Below are 15,597 nucleotides of genomic sequence, written 5' to 3'. Positions count from 1 at the left end.
CGTTCAATCGAGGAAGTAGCGCAGCAGCACCGGAATGGTCTGCGTCTCGGTGCCGTGATCGAACGCCGCCACGGCGAAGGTCGGTTTCTTGAGCTTGTTCATGGCATCGTTGGAGAAACCGATGCCTTCCTTCGGGATGCCGAACATGCCGCGATCGAGATCGCCATTGGCGTTGGCATCCTGGAACGCCTGCACCGCATAGCGGCCGGCCGGAATGCCGTGCAACGTGACCGAGACGCTGCCGCGCTGTGCCGGCGCCGTCGCCGACCACGGGCAGGCGTGGAGGAAATTCGCCTGCGGGCAGACGTCGACATGGATCAGCCCGTCGGCGGAGCGGACGCCCGCGACGGTGACGGTGATCGAGCCGGTCGACGGCGCAGCGGCGACGCTCGACGTGGCCAGCAGCGCCATCACTGCCGGCAATGCGGACAGGATCACCCGGCGATGCCCAGCCCAACCGGGGAATTGCGCTGGAGCGCCGCGCGCACCGTCGCCACCATCGACTCCGCATCGAGACCGGCCTCCGCATATTGCAGCTCGGGCTTGTCATGATCCTGGAAGCGATCGGGCAGGCGCAGCGTGCGCAGCTTGAGGCCCGCGTCGATCAGCCCCTCGTCCGAGGCGAGCGTCAGCACATGCGCGCCGAAGCCGCCGACGGCGCCTTCCTCGACCGTGATCGCGACGTCGTGCGTCGTCAGCAGGCGGCGGATCAGCGCCTCGTCCAGCGGTTTGGCGAAGCGCAGGTCGGCGACCGAGGTCGACAGGCCCATCGCATCGAGCTGGTCGGCGGCCTTGAGCGCCTCCTCCAGCCGCGTACCGAGCGACAGGATCGCGACGGCCTTGCCCTCGCGCACCATCCGTCCCTTGCCGATCTCCAGCAGCTGCGGCGTTTCGGGAATGCCGATGCCGGTGCCGTTGCCGCGCGGATAGCGCACCGCGCTCGGGCCGTCGTCATAGGCGGTCATGGTGTGGACCATGTGGGTCAGCTCGGCCTCGTCCGCCGCCGCCATCACCACCATGTTGGGCAGGGTGGCGAGATAGGCGATGTCGAACGATCCGGCGTGAGTCGCGCCGTCCGCGCCGACCAGCCCGGCGCGATCCATCGCGAAGCGCACCGGCAGATTCTGGATGGCGACGTCGTGCACCACCTGATCGTAGGCGCGCTGCAGGAAGGTCGAGTAGATCGCGCAGAACGGCTTCATCCCCTGCGCGGCGAGGCCGGCGGCAAAGGTGACCGCGTGTTGCTCGGCGATGCCGACGTCGAAAGTGCGGTCGGGGAACGCCTTCTGGAACTTGTCGAGGCCGGTGCCCGACGGCATCGCCGCGGTGATCGCGACGACGCGATCGTCGGCCTCAGCCTCCTTGACGAGCTGCTGCGCGAACACGTTCTGATAGGCGGGCGGCCCCGGCGGCGCCTTGGCCTGCACGCCCGAGATCACGTCGAACTTCTGGACGCCATGATATTTGTCGGCGGCGGATTCGGCGGGTGCGTAGCCCTTGCCCTTCTTGGTGACGACGTGGATCAGGCACGGCCCCTCGGCCGCGTCGCGCACATTCTCCAGCACCGGGATCAGGTGATCGAGATTGTGGCCGTCGATCGGGCCGACATAATAGAAACCGAGCTGCTCGAACAACGTGCCGCCCATTGCCATGCCGCGCGCATATTCCTCGCCACGCTTGGCCGCCTCGTGCAGCGGGCGCGGCAGGTGGCGGGCGAGCCGCTTCACCACTTCGCGCAGGCTGAGGAACGGCTTGGACGAGACCAGCCACGCCAGATAGGCCGACAGGCCGCCCACCGGCGGCGCGATCGACATGTCGTTGTCGTTGAGGATGACGATCAGGCGCTCACCCGCCGCCTCGGCATTGTTCATCGCCTCATAGGCCATGCCGGCCGACATCGCGCCGTCGCCGATCACCGCGATCGCCTTGCCGGGCTTGCCCGCCAGCTTGTTCGCCATCGCGAAGCCGAGCGCCGCCGAGATCGACGTGGACGAATGCGCCGCGCCGAACGGGTCGAACTCGCTCTCGCCGCGCCGGGTAAAGCCCGACAGGCCCTTGCCCTGGCGCAGCGTGCGGATGCGGTCGCGGCGGCCGGTGAGAATCTTGTGGGGATAGGCCTGGTGGCCGACGTCCCAGATCAACACGTCCTCGGGCGTGTTGAACACATAATGCAGCGCCACCGTCAGCTCGACCACGCCGAGCCCGGCGCCGAGATGGCCGCCAGTGACCGAGACCGCTGAGATCATCTCGGCGCGCAGCTCGTCCGCCACCTGGCGGAGCTGCTCCGGCTTCACCTTGCGCAGCGCCTGCGGCGTCGGCACGGTATCGAGCAGCGGGGTAGAGGGACGTTCGGACATGATTGGTTACAAAACTCCAGTGCGTTCCATCTAGGCGCATGCCTTTACGACGGGAAGCCGTGGTGAACGGACGGTCATAGGTCGTGGTGCCACCTGTTGCCAATAGGCAGCAGTTTTGACGTATCCGGCCGAACTTGAACGGCTTATTGCGTGGTTGACGGTCGCGCGACGCAGGCGGCGCACCGCCCGCGCACCTCGATCACCGGCCGGATCGGCTGAAAACCCGCCGCGCGCGCGCTGGCGCGCACCCGCTCGGTCAGCGTGTCGTCGTCGACGTGGGTGGTCTGCCCGCATTCGTCGCAGACGAGGAAGATGCAATCGTGGCGGCAGGCCGGATGCGCGTTGACGACATAGGCGTTGGCGCTCTCGACCCGCTGCGCCAGGTTCGACGCCACGAACAGATCGAGGATGCGATAGATGCTGTTGGCCGCGACGCGGCGGCCCTCGGCGCGCGACAGCGACTCCGCAATGTCATAGGCCGAGGCGGGGCGATCGAACGACGACAACGCGCCGAACACCTGCGCCCGCATAGGGGTCCATTGCTCGCCGGCGCGCTCCAAAGTGGTGCGGGCCGCCGCCTCCAGCGCCTCGCCCTGGTGCATCTGGTGCATGTGGCTCATGCCCGGGATTTAATGGCCGGGCGGCCGGACGACAAGCCGCAGCCCTGTCGGCATTGAACCGGCGCGACCGCCGCCGCTATAGGGCCGCCATGCCGTTCTCCGTTTCCGCCGCCCCGTCCCGCGCCGCGCCGCGCGCGCTGGCGATCTGGCTGCTCGTCGTCGCGGCGATGGTGTTCGCGATCGTCGTCGTCGGCGGCATCACCCGCCTAACCGAATCGGGGCTGTCGATCGTCGAGTGGGATCCGATCCTCGGCACCGTCCCGCCGCTCACCCATGCGCAGTGGCAGGCGGCGTTCGACGGCTACAAGGCGATCCCGCAATATCATGCCTTCAACCAGGGCATGACGCTCGACGGCTTCAGGCACATCTTCTTCTGGGAATATCTCCACCGCCTGCTGGCGCGCATGATCGGCACCGTGCTGGGGCTGGTGCTGCTGGTGTTCTGGTGGCGGCGCCGAATCCCGGCGGGCTATGGCTGGCGCGTGCTGCTGATCCTCGCGCTGGGCGGGCTGCAGGGCGTGATCGGCTGGTGGATGGTCGCATCGGGCCTGCAATTCCGTACCGAGGTCAGCCATATCCGCCTCGCCGTCCACCTGAGCGCGGCGATGCTGATCTATGCCGTGCTGATCTGGACCGCGCTCGACCTGCTGGCGCTCGATCGCCGCGGCACGGATGCGCGGGCGCGGCTGCGCCCTTGGCCTGCGCTCGCCTTGCTGATGTTGGCGGGGCAGATCGTGCTGGGTGCCTTCACCGCCGGCCTGCGCGCGGGCTATGCCTTCGCGTCGTGGCCGCTGATGGGCGAGCGCCTGTTCCCCGACGGCGGCTGGCTCGATGGCAAAGGGCTCGTCGCGAATCTCGTCTCCAATCCGATCGTCGTGCAGTTCGTGCATCGCTGGTGGGCGTGGGCGGTGGCCGTCGCCGCGGTTTTGCTCGCGCTGGCGGCGCGGCGGGCGGGCGAACGGCGCGCGCCGGTGGTGCTGGTCGCGTTGGTCGCGCTCCAGATCCTGCTCGGCATCCTCACCTTGCTCAGTGGCGTGCGGATCGAGGTGGCGGTCGCGCATCAGGCGGTCGCGGCGCTTCTGCTGGGCGCGATGGTGTGGACCGCGCACGGGCTCGGGCGGTCGCGCGCTGTAAGGTAACATAATACCTCACGCGAAAACGCCCGTTTTGCTTGACTTTCGGGGTGCCTCGCTGCAATTGGCCGTCATTCGCGCCGCTCGGGCTCCGGGCGGCGCGGTTGTTTTTCGGGCGGGTCGCATGACCGCCCTCAATCAAGGGTCTGGTCCATGAGGACGCTTTCGAAGACCACCAAGGTCGCGACTCCCGCGACGGTGGAAAAAAAGTGGCATCTGATCGATGCCGACGGGCTGGTCGTCGGCCGCGTCGCCTCGATCATCGCCAACATCCTGCGCGGCAAGCACAAGCCGAGCTTCACCCCGTTCATCGATTGCGGCGACAACGTCATCGTCATCAATGCGGACAAGGTGCGCTTCACCGGCCGTAAGGCCGGGCAGAAGGTTTATTACAAGCACACCGGCTTCGCCGGCGGCATCAAGGGCGTCACCGCCGCCAAGGTGCTGGCGGGCAAGTTCCCCGAGCGCGTGATCGAGAAGGCCGTCGAGCGCATGATCCCGCGCGGGCCGCTCGGTCGCCAGCAGATGCGCAACCTGCGCGTCTTCAAGGGTGCGGAGCACGATCACGAAGCGCAGTCGCCGGAGCCGATGGATATCGCCGGCCTGAACCGCAAGAACAAGGTGGGCGCATAATGTCCGACAATCGCCAGTCCCTCTCCGACCTCGCGTCGCTGACCGGCCGCGAAGCCGTCGCGACCCAGGCCGCCGCCGCCTCCGAGGATCGCGCCGACGCCTACATGGCCGGCCAGATCGAAGAGCCGTCGACGCCCGCGCCGCTGCGCGAGCAGCAGATCGACAAGCAGGGCCGTGCCTATGCCACCGGTCGCCGCAAGGATGCGGTCGCCCGCGTGTGGATCAAGCCCGGCTCGGGCAAGATCACGGTCAACGGCCGCGATCAGGAAGTCTATTTCGCGCGTCCGACGTTGCGCCTCGTCATCAACCAGCCGTTCGGCGTCGCCGATCGCGAAGGCCAGTATGACGTGATCGCAACTGTGGCCGGCGGCGGCCTTTCGGGCCAGGCCGGTGCGGTCAAGCACGGCATCTCGCAGGCGCTGACCCGCTACGAGCCGGTGCTGCGTGCGCCGGTGAAGGCGGCGGGCTTCCTCACCCGCGACAGCCGCACGGTGGAGCGCAAGAAGTACGGCAAGGCGAAGGCCCGCCGGAGCTTCCAGTTCTCGAAGCGCTAAGCTTCAGCCAGTTCGACGTTCCGAAAGGGCGGTCCCGGGATACCGGGGCCGCCCTTTTCGCTTGTCGGGCGGACGGCGACGCTCAAGGATGGCGGTGAAGCTGCGGCCGGCCGATCGCGGCAATCGAAGGACCGAGGACGCCTCATGACATATCGCCTGATGCTCTGCACCGCCGCTGCGCTCGCGACGCCGGCCCTCGCGGCCTCGTCGGGGCCGGAGGTAAAGACGGGATCGGGCACGGTGCGCGGTCAATCGGCCGACGGCGTGACGTCCTTCCTCGGCATCCCCTTCGCCGCCGCGCCGGTCGGGGCACTGCGCTGGCAGCCGCCGCGGCCTGCGCCTCGCTGGCAGGGGGTGCGCGACGCGCAGGCCTATGCGGCGGACTGCATGCAGAAGCCGTTTCCGAGCGATGCCGCCCCGCTCGGCACCACCCCGGCCGAGGATTGCCTCTATCTCAACGTCTGGAAGCCGGCCTCGGCAGGGCGGGGGCCGTTGCCGGTGCTGGTGTGGATCTATGGCGGCGGCTTCGTCAACGGCGGCTCTTCCCCGCCCACCTATTCCGGTGCGGCGCTGGCGCGGCAAGGCATCGTGGTGGTGAGCTTCAACTATCGCGTCGGCCGTTTCGGCACCTTCCGCCACCCGGCGCTGACGGGCGAGGGCGCGTCGGGCAATTTCGGCTTCATGGATCAGGTGGCGGCGTTACGCTGGGTGCGCGCGAACGTCGCGGCGTTCGGCGGCGATCCCGCCAAGGTGACGATCGTCGGCGAGAGCGCAGGCGGCATGTCGGTGCACATGCTGCTCACCTCGCCGCAGGCGCAGGGGCTGTTCGCTAGCGCCGTGATCCAGTCGGGCGGCGACGGCCATGGCATGCCCACCGCCGACGCCGCGCATGCCGAGGCGGCGAGCATCGCCTTCGCCCGCGCGCACGGGGTCGACGGCAACGATGCCGCCGCCGCGGCGCGGCTGCGCGCGCTGCCCGCAGAGGAGGTGGTCGACGGGCTCAACCTCGCGACGATGCGCCCCGCCGGGCCGCCGACCTTCGCCAGCCCCTATGCCGACGGCATCGTCTCCGTCGACGCTGCCAATGCCTACGCCGCTGGCCGGTTTGCGCACGTGCCGGTGATGGTCGGCGCCACTAGCAACGATATCGGCGGGGCGACCGGCTGGATGGTGCAGGGGGCGCGCAGCGTCGCCGCCACGCTCGCGGGGGCGGGGGTGCCGGTCTATTATTATCGCTTCGGCTATGTCGCCAATGCGCGGCGCGCGGAGGACAATCAGGGCGCGCCACATGCGAGCGACATCCCCTATTTCTTCGACACCGCCGCGATCAAATATGGCGATGCCACCACCGCCGATGACCGGCGGACGAGCAGCACGGTCAGCAGCTATCTGGTCGCGTTCGTGAAGAACGGCGATCCGAGCAGCAACGGACTGCCGGCATGGCCGCGCTACAGCGCTGCGCAACCAGTGATGATGACCTTCGCGCCCGATGCTAGCGCGAAGGCCGGGGTGGAGACGCCACCCACCCCTTGACCAACAATGCCGTGCTCCTGCGCAGGCAGGAGCCCAGAGCTTCAGAGGACGACGCTTGCAGCCCTGGGCTCCTGCCTGCGCAGGAGCACGTGGCATCAACCCCAGAGCGTCTCGATCACGCCCGCATCGGGATAGGCGACCAGAATGTCGGCGCCCTCGTCCAGCGTCAGCGGCGTCTCGCCATCGACCAGCCACGCGGTGCCCGCCTCGAACGCCTCGCCGCCGATCGTGCCGGCGCCGGTCAGCGGGACCAGCCACAGCTTGCGCCCGTCGCTCTTGAGCGTGCCGTCGCCGCCCTTGCACCAGCGCTCGAGCACGAACTTCGGCCCGTCGGCGAGGATCGTGCGGCCCTCGGCGATGTCGTGCGCCTTGTAGGGCGCGACATAGGGTACGGGGTTGCTGGCGGCGACGCCGTCGTCGAGATGCAGTTCGCGCGCGCTGCCATAATCGTAGAGGCGATAGGTCAGGTCGACATTCTGCTGCACCTCGACGAGCGTCAGCCCGGGCCCGATCGCGTGGATCGTGCCGGCCGGCGTGTAGAAGCTGTCGTCCTTCTTCACCGGCTTCCAGTCGAGCAATTGCTCGATCGAGCCATCCTCGGCCGCCTTGCGCTCCTCGTCATGCGTCAGCACCTTGAGCGTGCCCAGCGCGATCGAGGCGCGCGGCTCGGCGTCGAGGATCACCCACGCCTCGTCCTTGCCGCGCGGAAAGCCCTTGGACTGCGCCTGGGCATCGGTCGGGTGGACCTGCACCGACAATTTGTCGCTGGTGAAGAGATATTTGATGAGCAGTTGCGGCCCGTTGGGGTCGCCGTCCTTCTGCCCCGGCACCTCGAACCAGATCTCGCCGACCGGATCGCCGCCCTCCGGCACGCTGTCGAATGCCGGCCACAGATCGCGCCGACCCCACGGCTTCTCGACGCGCTTGGTGGTCAGGCGGGTGGCGGTCATCGGTCGATCTCCATCGGTGGTGCCGGAACGCACCTTGCCGCCGAACGTCGGGAAAGGCGATGGCGTTCCTGCGGTTCCTCGCGTCGATCGCGCTGCTCGCGGCGGTGGGGATGCTTGCGATCACGGCGTTGCCGTTGTTGCGGACCGGCATGTCCGATCGGCTCGATCCGGGCGAGGCGATCGGCCCGCTGACGGGGACACGGATCCTGGCGTTGCGCGGCGATCGTGCGGCCTGCACCGCGGCGCTGAACCGCGCCGGCGTCGCCTATCGCGCGCTTGCCGAGCGCGTCGCCGGGGATTCGTGCGGCTTCGACGATGGCGTGACGTGGGCGGCGGGCGGCGCGCGTACGGCTCGTTACGCCCCGGCCGCGCCGCCGCTCGCCTGCCCGCTCGCGACCGCGCTGGCGATGTGGGAGTGGGACGTGGTGCAGCCCGCCGCCGCGCGGCTATTGGGCACGACCGTAAGCGGGGTCGACCATTATGGCAGCTACGCCTGCCGCCGCATCTATGGACGCGCGGCAGGATCGTGGAGCGAGCATGCGCGTGCCGAGGCGATCGATGTGGCCGGTTTCCGCTTGGCCGATGGGCGGCGCATCACCGTGGCGCGCGATTGGCGCGGCGACGATGCGGCGGCGGCATTTCTGCACGCGGTGCGCGATGGCGGCTGCCGGCTGTTCGCGACGACCCTGTCGCCCGATTACAACGCCGCGCACCGCAACCATCTGCATCTCGACGAGGCGGCACGCGGCGGCTGGCGCGCGTGCCGCTGACGCGATCAGTTGGGCAGGGTCGCTTCGATCTTGTCGACCCATTCGGGGTAGAAGCAGGGTTGGCGGTTCGACCAGCCGGGCGCGGTCGCCGCGGCTTCGCTGATCGACTGGAGCAAGGCGCGGCGCTTCTCCGGATGGAGATGCGGCAAGGCCGCGGCGGCGCAGAAGGCGCCGGGCAGCCATGGCCGCACGCCGCCGCCGATCAGCCGCTCGTAGAGAAAGCGATAGGCGGCGAAGCTGGTGATCCGGCCCTGGCCGAGATCGAAGGCGGAGATCGTGACCAGCGGCGCGAAGAACATCTCGACCTGATCGAGCCCGCTATCGTCGGGCAGATGATCGCGGATATGGTCGAGCCGGCAATAGATGCGTCCCTGCGCCTTGATGCTGGCGGCTTCGACCACGTCGCGCGACCAGCGGCCCATCGCGTCGTCGCGGCCCAGGCCGACGTCGAGCGAGCGGCGAAGATAACGCTGCGTCGCGGCAGGAAAGCCGGCAAATTCCTTCATTTCGGCGAGTGCCATCGCCCCGTCCGCCGGCCGCATCTGTACGCCCATACCGCCCTCCACCAAGAGGATCACGGTATGGCACCATCGTGGTTGCTGCGCCGTTAACCCCGCGATCCTTTTCGTATACGAAGGGACCATAAAGGGTGTTGCGGCGCAACATGGCATTTGTGCAACAGTGACGGTAATGTGAAATCGCGGCGACGGCGGCGCGAAATGCACGCCGCCGCCTGCGGGAATCAATGTTCGGAGGCGATCTTCGCTTCTTCCGCTTCATCGAAGCCGGACGAGGGCGCGGGATCCTTGCCCTTGCCCGGCTGGGTGTTCGACGGCGCGTCCGACGTCGGGAAGCTCTCGTCCAGCGCCACGTCCAGCTTGGCGTCCTCGTCGGACGGGTTGTTCTTCAGCTTGGCATGATCCGACGCATCGATCGCGGTGCGGATCTCGGGTGCCTCGGGCGTGGTCTCGTCCTGCTCGCTCATGGATCGTCTCCTTCGCGTAACAAAACGCTACAGCGCGCCGGCGGTTGCCGCGGGGATCGCGTTCCAGTTGGGCGCCGCCTGTCCGGCGAGGTTGGTGAGGAAGAAGTCGAACTCCTTGCGCTGGACATAATCGATCGGCCCGGTCGAGCGCCCGACCGAATGGCCCTCGCCCGGCACCATCAGGAAATCGAACACCTTGCCCGCCTTGATGAGCGCGTTCGCCACCTGCAGCGTCGAGGACGGATCGACATTCTCGTCGAGCTCGCCGACGATCATCAGCAGGCGCCCCTGCAGCCGCGCGGCATTCACCACGCCCGAATTGGCGGCGTAGCTTTCGTCCACCGGCCAGCCCATCCACTGCTCGTTCCAGCTGAGCTTATCCATGCGATTGTCGTAGCAGCCGGCGAAGGCGACCCCGACCTTGTAGAAATCGGGATGGAAGAGCAGCGCGTTGAGCGTGTCCTCGCCGCCGGTCGAGGCGCCGTAGATGCCGACGCGGCTCGTATCGTACCATGCGAAGCGCGCGGCCGCCGCCTTGTGCCACGCGATGCGATCGGGGAAGCCGGCGTCGGCGCGGTTCTTCCACGCATAATCGTGGAACGCCTTCGATCGGTTGAGCGTGCCCATGCCGTCGATCTGGACGACGACGAAGCCGAGATCGGCGACGCTCTGCATGCCGATCACCTTGTCGCCGCCGGCATGATAGCCGAACGGCCACCACGTCTTCGGCACGAAGCTGCCGTGCGGGCCGGAATAGATGTTCTCGATCACCGGATAATGTTTCGCCGGATCGAAATCGCGCGGCTTCACGATCAGGCCGTAAATATCGGTGGTGCCGTCGCGGCCCTTGGCGACGAACGGCTCGGGCGCGCGATAGCCGGCGGCGACGAGGCGCGAGATATCGCCCTTCGCGACGGTCGCGACGACGCTGCCATCCTCGGTGCGGCGCAGCTCCGAGACGGGCGGCATGTCGACGCGCGAGTAAGTATCGACGTAGAGGCTGCCGTCGGGCGACAGCGCGACGTCGTGATAGGCCGTCGCCGGCGTCAGCGGCACGAGATGCGTGCCGTCGAGATCGATCCGGTAGAAATGCTGAAAATAGGGGTCTTCGCCCGGCGTCATGCCGCTGGCGGTGAAGTAGATGCGCCCCTTCGCCTCGTCGACCTTCAGCACGTCGCGCACGATCCAATGCCCGCGCGTGATCTGGCGGCGCACCGCGCCGGTGCGGCCATCGAACAGATAGAGGTGGTTCCAGCCGTCGCGTTCGGACATCCAGATCACGCCGCGACCATTGTCGAGATCGTAGCGGAAGCGGCGGCCCTCGTTGATGAAGGTCCGCGCGGTCTCGGTCACCGCGGCGTGGGCCGCGCCGGTATCGGCATCGAGCGCGATCACGCGCGCGAGCTGGTGGCCGCGCTGCTCATATTCGAACGCGACGCTGCGGCTGTCCTTGCGCCAGTCGAGCGCGCTCATGTCGTAGGGATTGGCGAACAGATCGGTCGCGACCGGAATCTGCCGTCCGGCGGCGACATCGAACAATGCCGGCTGGTCGATGTCGACCGCGTCGCCGGGCTTGGGATAGAGCTGTTGCGTCACCTCCGGCTGCACCTGATCGGCCGGCGAGGAGCGGACCTTGGTGACGATGCGGCGATAGCCGGGGCGCACGCGATAGGCGGCGAGCTTGGTCGAATCGGGCGACCATGCGATCGATTCGGGATCGTAGAAATTGCCTTCGGAGCCGTCGCTGCCGATCCGTTTCCAGTCGCCGCCGACCGGCCGCACGGCGATGTTGTAATTCTCGACGTGCGCCTCCCACTTGCCGTCGGGCGATCGGCGCGGATGGTTGTCGGCCGCCACGGCGGTGTCGCGCACGACGCCGAAGGCGCGCGGCTGATGCGTGCGCACCTGCTTGGCGCACGCATAGTCGGTCAGCGTGCAGCGCCAGCGCGTCTCGTCCAGCGTGAAGCCGATCGCCTGCCCGCCGTCGGTGAAGGCGAAACGCTCGAACGGCAGGCGCGGCGGATCGTAATGTTCATGCGTGGCCGTGCCGAGCGCGGCGGCGAGGCGCGGCTGATCGAACGCCGCGGTCACGGCGTGGCTGGCGGCATCGAAGCGGCGAAAGGCGAACCCGCCCTCGACGGTGGTGCGATAGACGAACGCCTTGCCGTCCGCCGTCCAGCTCGCCGGATCGGCGACGTCGCGCGTCAGATACATCCAGTCCTGCCGCAGATGGACCGAGCGCTCGATCTCGGCGGGCGTGATGGCGGGGGCGGCACTCGCGATCGCCATCGCCGCCAGAACCATCATGCGCATCGTCTTCACCTTGCCTGTCAGAATCGTATACCATCTAGCGGGGTGGGGAGGGCGGGTCCAGCGCCGCGGGCTTGAGACGATGCAGCCGCCGTTCGTGCCGAGGAAGCATTGAGCGAAGTCGAAATGCCGTCTCGAAGCACCCTTCGAGGCGAGGCTTCGACCGGCTCAGCCTCTCCTCAGGCCGGACGGCGAGGGTCGGTGCCGGCCTGTGCCGCTGCCTCCCGACGCTCGAGAAGGGCCGCCCCCGCGTCATCCCGGACATGATCCGGGATCCAGCTTCTTCTTGAAGCTACAGGCAACGAGCGGGATCCCGGATCAAGTCCGGGATGACGAATTAAGCTGAAGCTCCGCTAATGGTGGAAAACGGTCGTTGCTACTGGTCTGGCTGGTCTCCGATATATCGGACTATGAGCGAACCGTCCGGCCTACCGTGGCCACCAAAGCGCCTGCGAGTTTGACCGTCGATCTTCGCAGTATGGATGGTGACAGATAGGTCATTCGGCGATGTCCATGTCACCTCGGGATTTGGCGTGGCGATTAGATCGGTCTTCAAATCTTCAATGAAAAACCAACCATCATCGCCGTGTGGAGCGGCGTCGACGCGCAACCGAAACGCGTTGCTCTCACCGTCATTGTAACTGTCCGTAAGCAGGGTCGCACCATAGGGCGAACGGCCCGGTGCTGGGACTGGCGTTTTTGTCTCAGTATGCTTGGAGCATCCCGGCAGTAGCAGGCAAACAAATAGAGCCAGACGCGTGATCGACATCATTGTCGTTTATCGTGAAACATGCTCGTCCGCTATCGGGGCGAAAGCAGACACCCATTGTCATCCCGGACTTGATCCGGGATCCAGCTTCTTGTTCCTCCCCCAGGGCAGGCTGGACCCCCGATCAAGTCCGGGGTGACGGGGGGAGGTAAGCGGAAGCTGCCCGTCCGCGTTCGACGCGCACCCCTCGCCCAAAAACGAAAGGGCCGCCCGGTTCGCACCGGACGGCCCTTCGTCACATTATCGCACGGTTCACTCGGCGGGCGTGGGATCGGTGTCGGTCTGGGCCGCCGCTTTCTTGCGCTTCTTGGGCGGGGCGCCGACGATCTCGAACGACAAAGCGCCGTCCTTCATCCGCACCTTCACCTCGCCGCCATGGACGAGCTTGCCGAACAGCAATTCCTCCGCCAGCGGCTGCTTGATCTTCTCCTGGATCAGGCGGCCCATCGGGCGCGCGCCGTACAGCTTGTCATAGCCCTTCTCGGTGAGCCACGCCTTGGCTTCCTCGTCGAGGCTGATGTGCACGTCGCGGTCGGCCAGCTGCAGTTCGAGCTGCAGGATGAACTTCTCGACCACCCGCGCCACCACCTGCGACGGCAGGTAGCCGAACGGCACGATCGCATCGAGCCGGTTGCGGAATTCCGGCGTGAACATCTTCTTGACCGCTTCCTCGTCCTCGCCCTCGCGGGTGAGCTGGCCGAAGCCGAGGCTCTCACGCGCCATGTCGGCGGCGCCGGCATTGGTCGTCATGATGAGGATGACGTTGCGGAAGTCGACGGTCTTGCCGTGGTGGTCGGTCAGCTTGCCGTTGTCCATCACCTGCAGCAGGATGTTGAACAGATCCGGATGCGCCTTCTCGATCTCGTCGAGCAGCAGCACGCAATGCGGCTGCTGGTCGATCGCGTCGGTCAGCAGGCCGCCCTGATCGTAGCCGACATAGCCGGGAGGCGCGCCGATCAGCCGGCTGACCGAGTGACGCTCCATATATTCGGACATGTCGAACCGCTGGAGCGGGATGCCCAGGATCGAGGCGAGCTGGCGCGCGACCTCGGTCTTGCCCACGCCGGTCGGGCCGGTGAACAGGTAGTTGCCGATCGGCTTGTCGGGATCGCGCAGGCCGGCACGGCTGAGCTTGATCGCCGACGACAGCAGCTCGATCGCCTTGTCCTGCCCGAACACGACGCGCTTCAGATCGGTGTCGAGCGAGGCGAGCGCCTTGGTGTCGTCGGTCGAGACCGACTTCGGTGGGATGCGCGCCATCGTCGCGATGACCTGCTCGATCTCCTTGGCGGTGATCGTCTTCTTGCGCTTGTTCGGCGTGACCAGCATCTGCATCGCGCCGACCTCGTCGATCACGTCGATCGCCTTGTCGGGCAGCTTGCGGTCGTTGATGTAGCGCGCGCTGAGTTCCACCGCCGACTTGATCGCGTCGGGGGTGTACTTGACCTTGTGATGCTCCTCGAACGCCGAGCGGAGGCCGGTCAGAATCTTGATCGTATCCTCGACCGTCGGCTCGTTGACGTCGATCTTCTGGAAGCGCCGCAGCAATGCGCGGTCCTTCTCGAAGTGGTTGCGGAATTCCTTGTAGGTGGTCGATCCGATGCAGCGGATCGTGCCGCCCGACAAAGCCGGCTTGAGCAGGTTCGACGCGTCCATCGCCCCGCCGCTGGTCGCGCCGGCGCCGATGACGGTGTGGATCTCGTCGATGAACAATACCGCGTCGGGCATCTTCTCGAGTTCGGTCACGACCTGCTTCAGCCGCTCCTCGAAATCGCCGCGATAGCGCGTTCCGGCGAGCAAAGCGCCCATGTCGAGCGAGTAGATGACCGCGGGCAGCAGCACCTCGGGCACGTTGCCCTCGATGATCTTGCGCGCCAGCCCCTCGGCGATGGCGGTCTTGCCGACGCCGGGATCGCCCACATAGAGCGGGTTGTTCTTCGAGCGGCGGCACAGGATTTGCACCGTGCGGTCGACCTCGGCGGTACGGCCGATCAGCGGATCGACGCGGCCTTCCTTGGCCTTCTCGTTCAGATTGACGCAGAATTGTTTCAGCGCGCTCTCGCCCTTCTTGGCGGTCTCGGCCTTCTGCCCTTTCTCTTCTTCCTGGCCCTTCACCTCGCGCGCCTCCGTCGGCTGGCCGGCCTTGCCGACCCCGTGACTGATGTAGCTCACCGCATCGAGCCGGCTCATGTCCTGCTGCTGCAGGAAATAGACGGCGTAGCTCTCGCGCTCGGAGAAGAGGGCGACGAGCACGTTGGCGCCGGTCACCTCCTCGCGGCCCGAGGATTGGACGTGAAGGATCGCGCGCTGGACGACGCGCTGGAAGCCGCTGGTGGGCGAGGGATCGTTGCCCGACTCGCTTTTCAGCGCGTCGAGTTCGGTATCGAGATAGGTGGTGACCGCGTCCTTCAGTTCGCCGAGGTCCACGCCGCACGCGATCATCACCTTCGACGCATGCTCGTCCGCAACGAGCGCCAGAAGGAGGTGCTCGAGCGTGGCATATTCGTGGTGACGGGTCGACGCGGCGGTCAGCGCGTTGTGGAGGGTCTGTTCGAGCTCGCGGGCGAAGGATGGCATCTAGACGTTACTCCCGCATCGGCGGCGTCAATGCCGTCATGCTAGCCTGTATGTCGGAACGGTTATGCCGCCGATCAAGCATCGTCCGGGGACGCAGCCTGATGACGGCGCCGTTCCTCACCGCCTGAATAACCCGTCTGCCTTTGCGCGATGGTTAACGGCGCGTTCGATTTTCTTACGACTACGGTCGATCTCGCCTTCCAGCGCGGCGATGCGCGTCTCCAGCTCGGCCACCGAGAGCGGATCGAGATCCTGGCGCACCAATGCGGCCAGCGGATCGCCGGGCGCCTTGGGCAGGATGTCGTCAAGGTCCATGGCGTGATGGTTGACCTCGGCCGCGCCCCTGTCAACAAGCCGCGCGATCAGTCGAGTTGGAAAGCGAACCGCCCCCATGTTGCCCTCTACG

14 protein-coding genes are annotated in these 15,597 nt (G+C 67.1%); 5 read left to right on the top strand and 9 right to left on the bottom strand.

The genetic code is table 11. The features are described 5' to 3' along the window. Nucleotides 1-3 precede the first annotated feature (3 nt). The 3 genes from K8P63_RS14715 to K8P63_RS14705 form a co-directional block, all read right to left on the bottom strand. Nucleotides 4-438 (bottom strand): DUF2141 domain-containing protein, encoded by a 435-nt coding sequence (locus tag K8P63_RS14715; RefSeq protein WP_223796770.1) that lies wholly within the window; start codon nucleotides 436-438, stop codon nucleotides 4-6. Then, the gene (gene dxs / locus K8P63_RS14710) at nucleotides 435-2,357 is read right to left on the bottom strand and encodes a 1-deoxy-D-xylulose-5-phosphate synthase (protein WP_223796769.1); all 1,923 of its coding nucleotides are present in this window, start codon (nucleotides 2,355-2,357) and stop codon (nucleotides 435-437) included. The genes K8P63_RS14715 and dxs overlap by 4 nt, the downstream gene beginning before the upstream one ends. A 143-nt stretch (nucleotides 2,358-2,500) precedes the next feature. Further along, a complete protein-coding gene (locus tag K8P63_RS14705; protein WP_223796768.1) occupies nucleotides 2,501-2,977 on the bottom strand; it encodes a Fur family transcriptional regulator in 477 nt (158 codons plus the stop codon). A gap of 89 nt (nucleotides 2,978-3,066) precedes the next feature. Here K8P63_RS14705 and K8P63_RS14700 point away from each other — a divergent pair, with 89 nt between their 5' ends. The 4 genes from K8P63_RS14700 (at nucleotide 3,067) to K8P63_RS14685 (ending at nucleotide 6,830) form a co-directional block, all read left to right on the top strand. Further along, the gene (locus K8P63_RS14700) at nucleotides 3,067-4,116 is read left to right on the top strand and encodes a COX15/CtaA family protein (RefSeq protein ID WP_223796767.1); all 1,050 of its coding nucleotides are present in this window, start codon (nucleotides 3,067-3,069) and stop codon (nucleotides 4,114-4,116) included. Nucleotides 4,117-4,263: 147 nt separating this feature from the next. Next, a complete protein-coding gene (gene rplM / locus K8P63_RS14695; RefSeq protein ID WP_223796766.1) occupies nucleotides 4,264-4,743 on the top strand; it encodes a 50S ribosomal protein L13 in 480 nt (159 codons plus the stop codon). After that, a complete protein-coding gene (gene rpsI / locus K8P63_RS14690; RefSeq protein ID WP_223796765.1) occupies nucleotides 4,743-5,297 on the top strand; it encodes a 30S ribosomal protein S9 in 555 nt (184 codons plus the stop codon). Before rplM ends, rpsI begins: the two co-directional genes overlap by 1 nt. Nucleotides 5,298-5,441: 144 nt before the next feature. Next, nucleotides 5,442-6,830 (top strand): carboxylesterase/lipase family protein, encoded by a 1,389-nt coding sequence (locus tag K8P63_RS14685; protein WP_223796764.1) that lies wholly within the window; start codon nucleotides 5,442-5,444, stop codon nucleotides 6,828-6,830. A 95-nt stretch (nucleotides 6,831-6,925) separates the two neighbouring features. Here K8P63_RS14685 and K8P63_RS14680 read toward each other — a convergent pair whose 3' ends face one another. Further along, nucleotides 6,926-7,780: a class I mannose-6-phosphate isomerase gene (locus K8P63_RS14680; protein ID WP_223796763.1), complete on the bottom strand. Its 855-nt coding sequence runs from the start codon at nucleotides 7,778-7,780 to the stop codon at nucleotides 6,926-6,928. Between the two features lie 59 nt (nucleotides 7,781-7,839). Here K8P63_RS14680 and K8P63_RS14675 point away from each other — a divergent pair, with 59 nt between their 5' ends. Next, the gene (locus K8P63_RS14675; protein WP_223796762.1) at nucleotides 7,840-8,550 is read left to right on the top strand and encodes an extensin family protein; all 711 of its coding nucleotides are present in this window, start codon (nucleotides 7,840-7,842) and stop codon (nucleotides 8,548-8,550) included. A gap of 5 nt (nucleotides 8,551-8,555) precedes the next feature. Here the strand turns inward: K8P63_RS14675 and K8P63_RS14670 are convergent, their stop codons facing one another. The 5 genes from K8P63_RS14670 to K8P63_RS14650 form a co-directional block, all read right to left on the bottom strand. Beyond that, the gene (locus tag K8P63_RS14670) at nucleotides 8,556-9,104 is read right to left on the bottom strand and encodes a hypothetical protein (RefSeq protein ID WP_223799839.1); all 549 of its coding nucleotides are present in this window, start codon (nucleotides 9,102-9,104) and stop codon (nucleotides 8,556-8,558) included. A gap of 188 nt (nucleotides 9,105-9,292) precedes the next feature. Further along, nucleotides 9,293-9,535 (bottom strand): hypothetical protein, encoded by a 243-nt coding sequence (locus K8P63_RS14665; protein WP_223796761.1) that lies wholly within the window; start codon nucleotides 9,533-9,535, stop codon nucleotides 9,293-9,295. Between the two features lie 27 nt (nucleotides 9,536-9,562). Next, complete coding sequence (locus K8P63_RS14660) at nucleotides 9,563-11,848, bottom strand: S9 family peptidase (RefSeq protein ID WP_223796760.1); 2,286 nt, start codon at nucleotides 11,846-11,848, stop codon at nucleotides 9,563-9,565. A 1,018-nt stretch (nucleotides 11,849-12,866) separates the two neighbouring features. Continuing rightward, nucleotides 12,867-15,191 carry an ATP-dependent Clp protease ATP-binding subunit ClpA gene (gene clpA, locus K8P63_RS14655; protein WP_223796759.1) on the bottom strand — a complete coding sequence of 775 codons (2,325 nt, stop codon included), beginning with the start codon at nucleotides 15,189-15,191 and terminating at the stop codon, nucleotides 12,867-12,869. A 117-nt stretch (nucleotides 15,192-15,308) separates the two neighbouring features. Further along, entirely contained in the window at nucleotides 15,309-15,584 is a 276-nt protein-coding gene (locus K8P63_RS14650; RefSeq protein ID WP_449618969.1) for a DUF1192 domain-containing protein, read from the bottom strand. Between the last annotated feature and the right edge of the window lie 13 nt (nucleotides 15,585-15,597).

Source organism: Sphingomonas nostoxanthinifaciens, assembly GCF_019930585.1.
Taxonomy (GTDB): domain Bacteria; phylum Pseudomonadota; class Alphaproteobacteria; order Sphingomonadales; family Sphingomonadaceae; genus Sphingomonas_I; species Sphingomonas_I nostoxanthinifaciens.
The sequence above is the reverse complement of the archived record's forward strand: the minus strand, read 5'-3'. Positions and strand labels throughout refer to the sequence as shown.

Coding starts and splice junctions, on each gene's coding strand:
- K8P63_RS14685 (WP_223796764.1), top strand. CDS start 5,442: ATGACATATCGCCTGATGCTCTGCACCGCCGCTGCGCTCGCGACGCCG.
- K8P63_RS14665 (WP_223796761.1), bottom strand. CDS start 9,535: ATGAGCGAGCAGGACGAGACCACGCCCGAGGCACCCGAGATCCGCACC.
- K8P63_RS14660 (WP_223796760.1), bottom strand. CDS start 11,848: ATGCGCATGATGGTTCTGGCGGCGATGGCGATCGCGAGTGCCGCCCCC.
- clpA (WP_223796759.1), bottom strand. CDS start 15,191: ATGCCATCCTTCGCCCGCGAGCTCGAACAGACCCTCCACAACGCGCTG.
- K8P63_RS14680 (WP_223796763.1), bottom strand. CDS start 7,780: ATGACCGCCACCCGCCTGACCACCAAGCGCGTCGAGAAGCCGTGGGGT.
- K8P63_RS14670 (WP_223799839.1), bottom strand. CDS start 9,104: ATGGGCGTACAGATGCGGCCGGCGGACGGGGCGATGGCACTCGCCGAA.
- K8P63_RS14705 (WP_223796768.1), bottom strand. CDS start 2,977: ATGAGCCACATGCACCAGATGCACCAGGGCGAGGCGCTGGAGGCGGCG.
- K8P63_RS14650 (WP_449618969.1), bottom strand. CDS start 15,584: ATGGGGGCGGTTCGCTTTCCAACTCGACTGATCGCGCGGCTTGTTGAC.
- dxs (WP_223796769.1), bottom strand. CDS start 2,357: ATGTCCGAACGTCCCTCTACCCCGCTGCTCGATACCGTGCCGACGCCG.
- K8P63_RS14675 (WP_223796762.1), top strand. CDS start 7,840: ATGGCGTTCCTGCGGTTCCTCGCGTCGATCGCGCTGCTCGCGGCGGTG.
- K8P63_RS14700 (WP_223796767.1), top strand. CDS start 3,067: ATGCCGTTCTCCGTTTCCGCCGCCCCGTCCCGCGCCGCGCCGCGCGCG.
- rplM (WP_223796766.1), top strand. CDS start 4,264: ATGAGGACGCTTTCGAAGACCACCAAGGTCGCGACTCCCGCGACGGTG.
- rpsI (WP_223796765.1), top strand. CDS start 4,743: ATGTCCGACAATCGCCAGTCCCTCTCCGACCTCGCGTCGCTGACCGGC.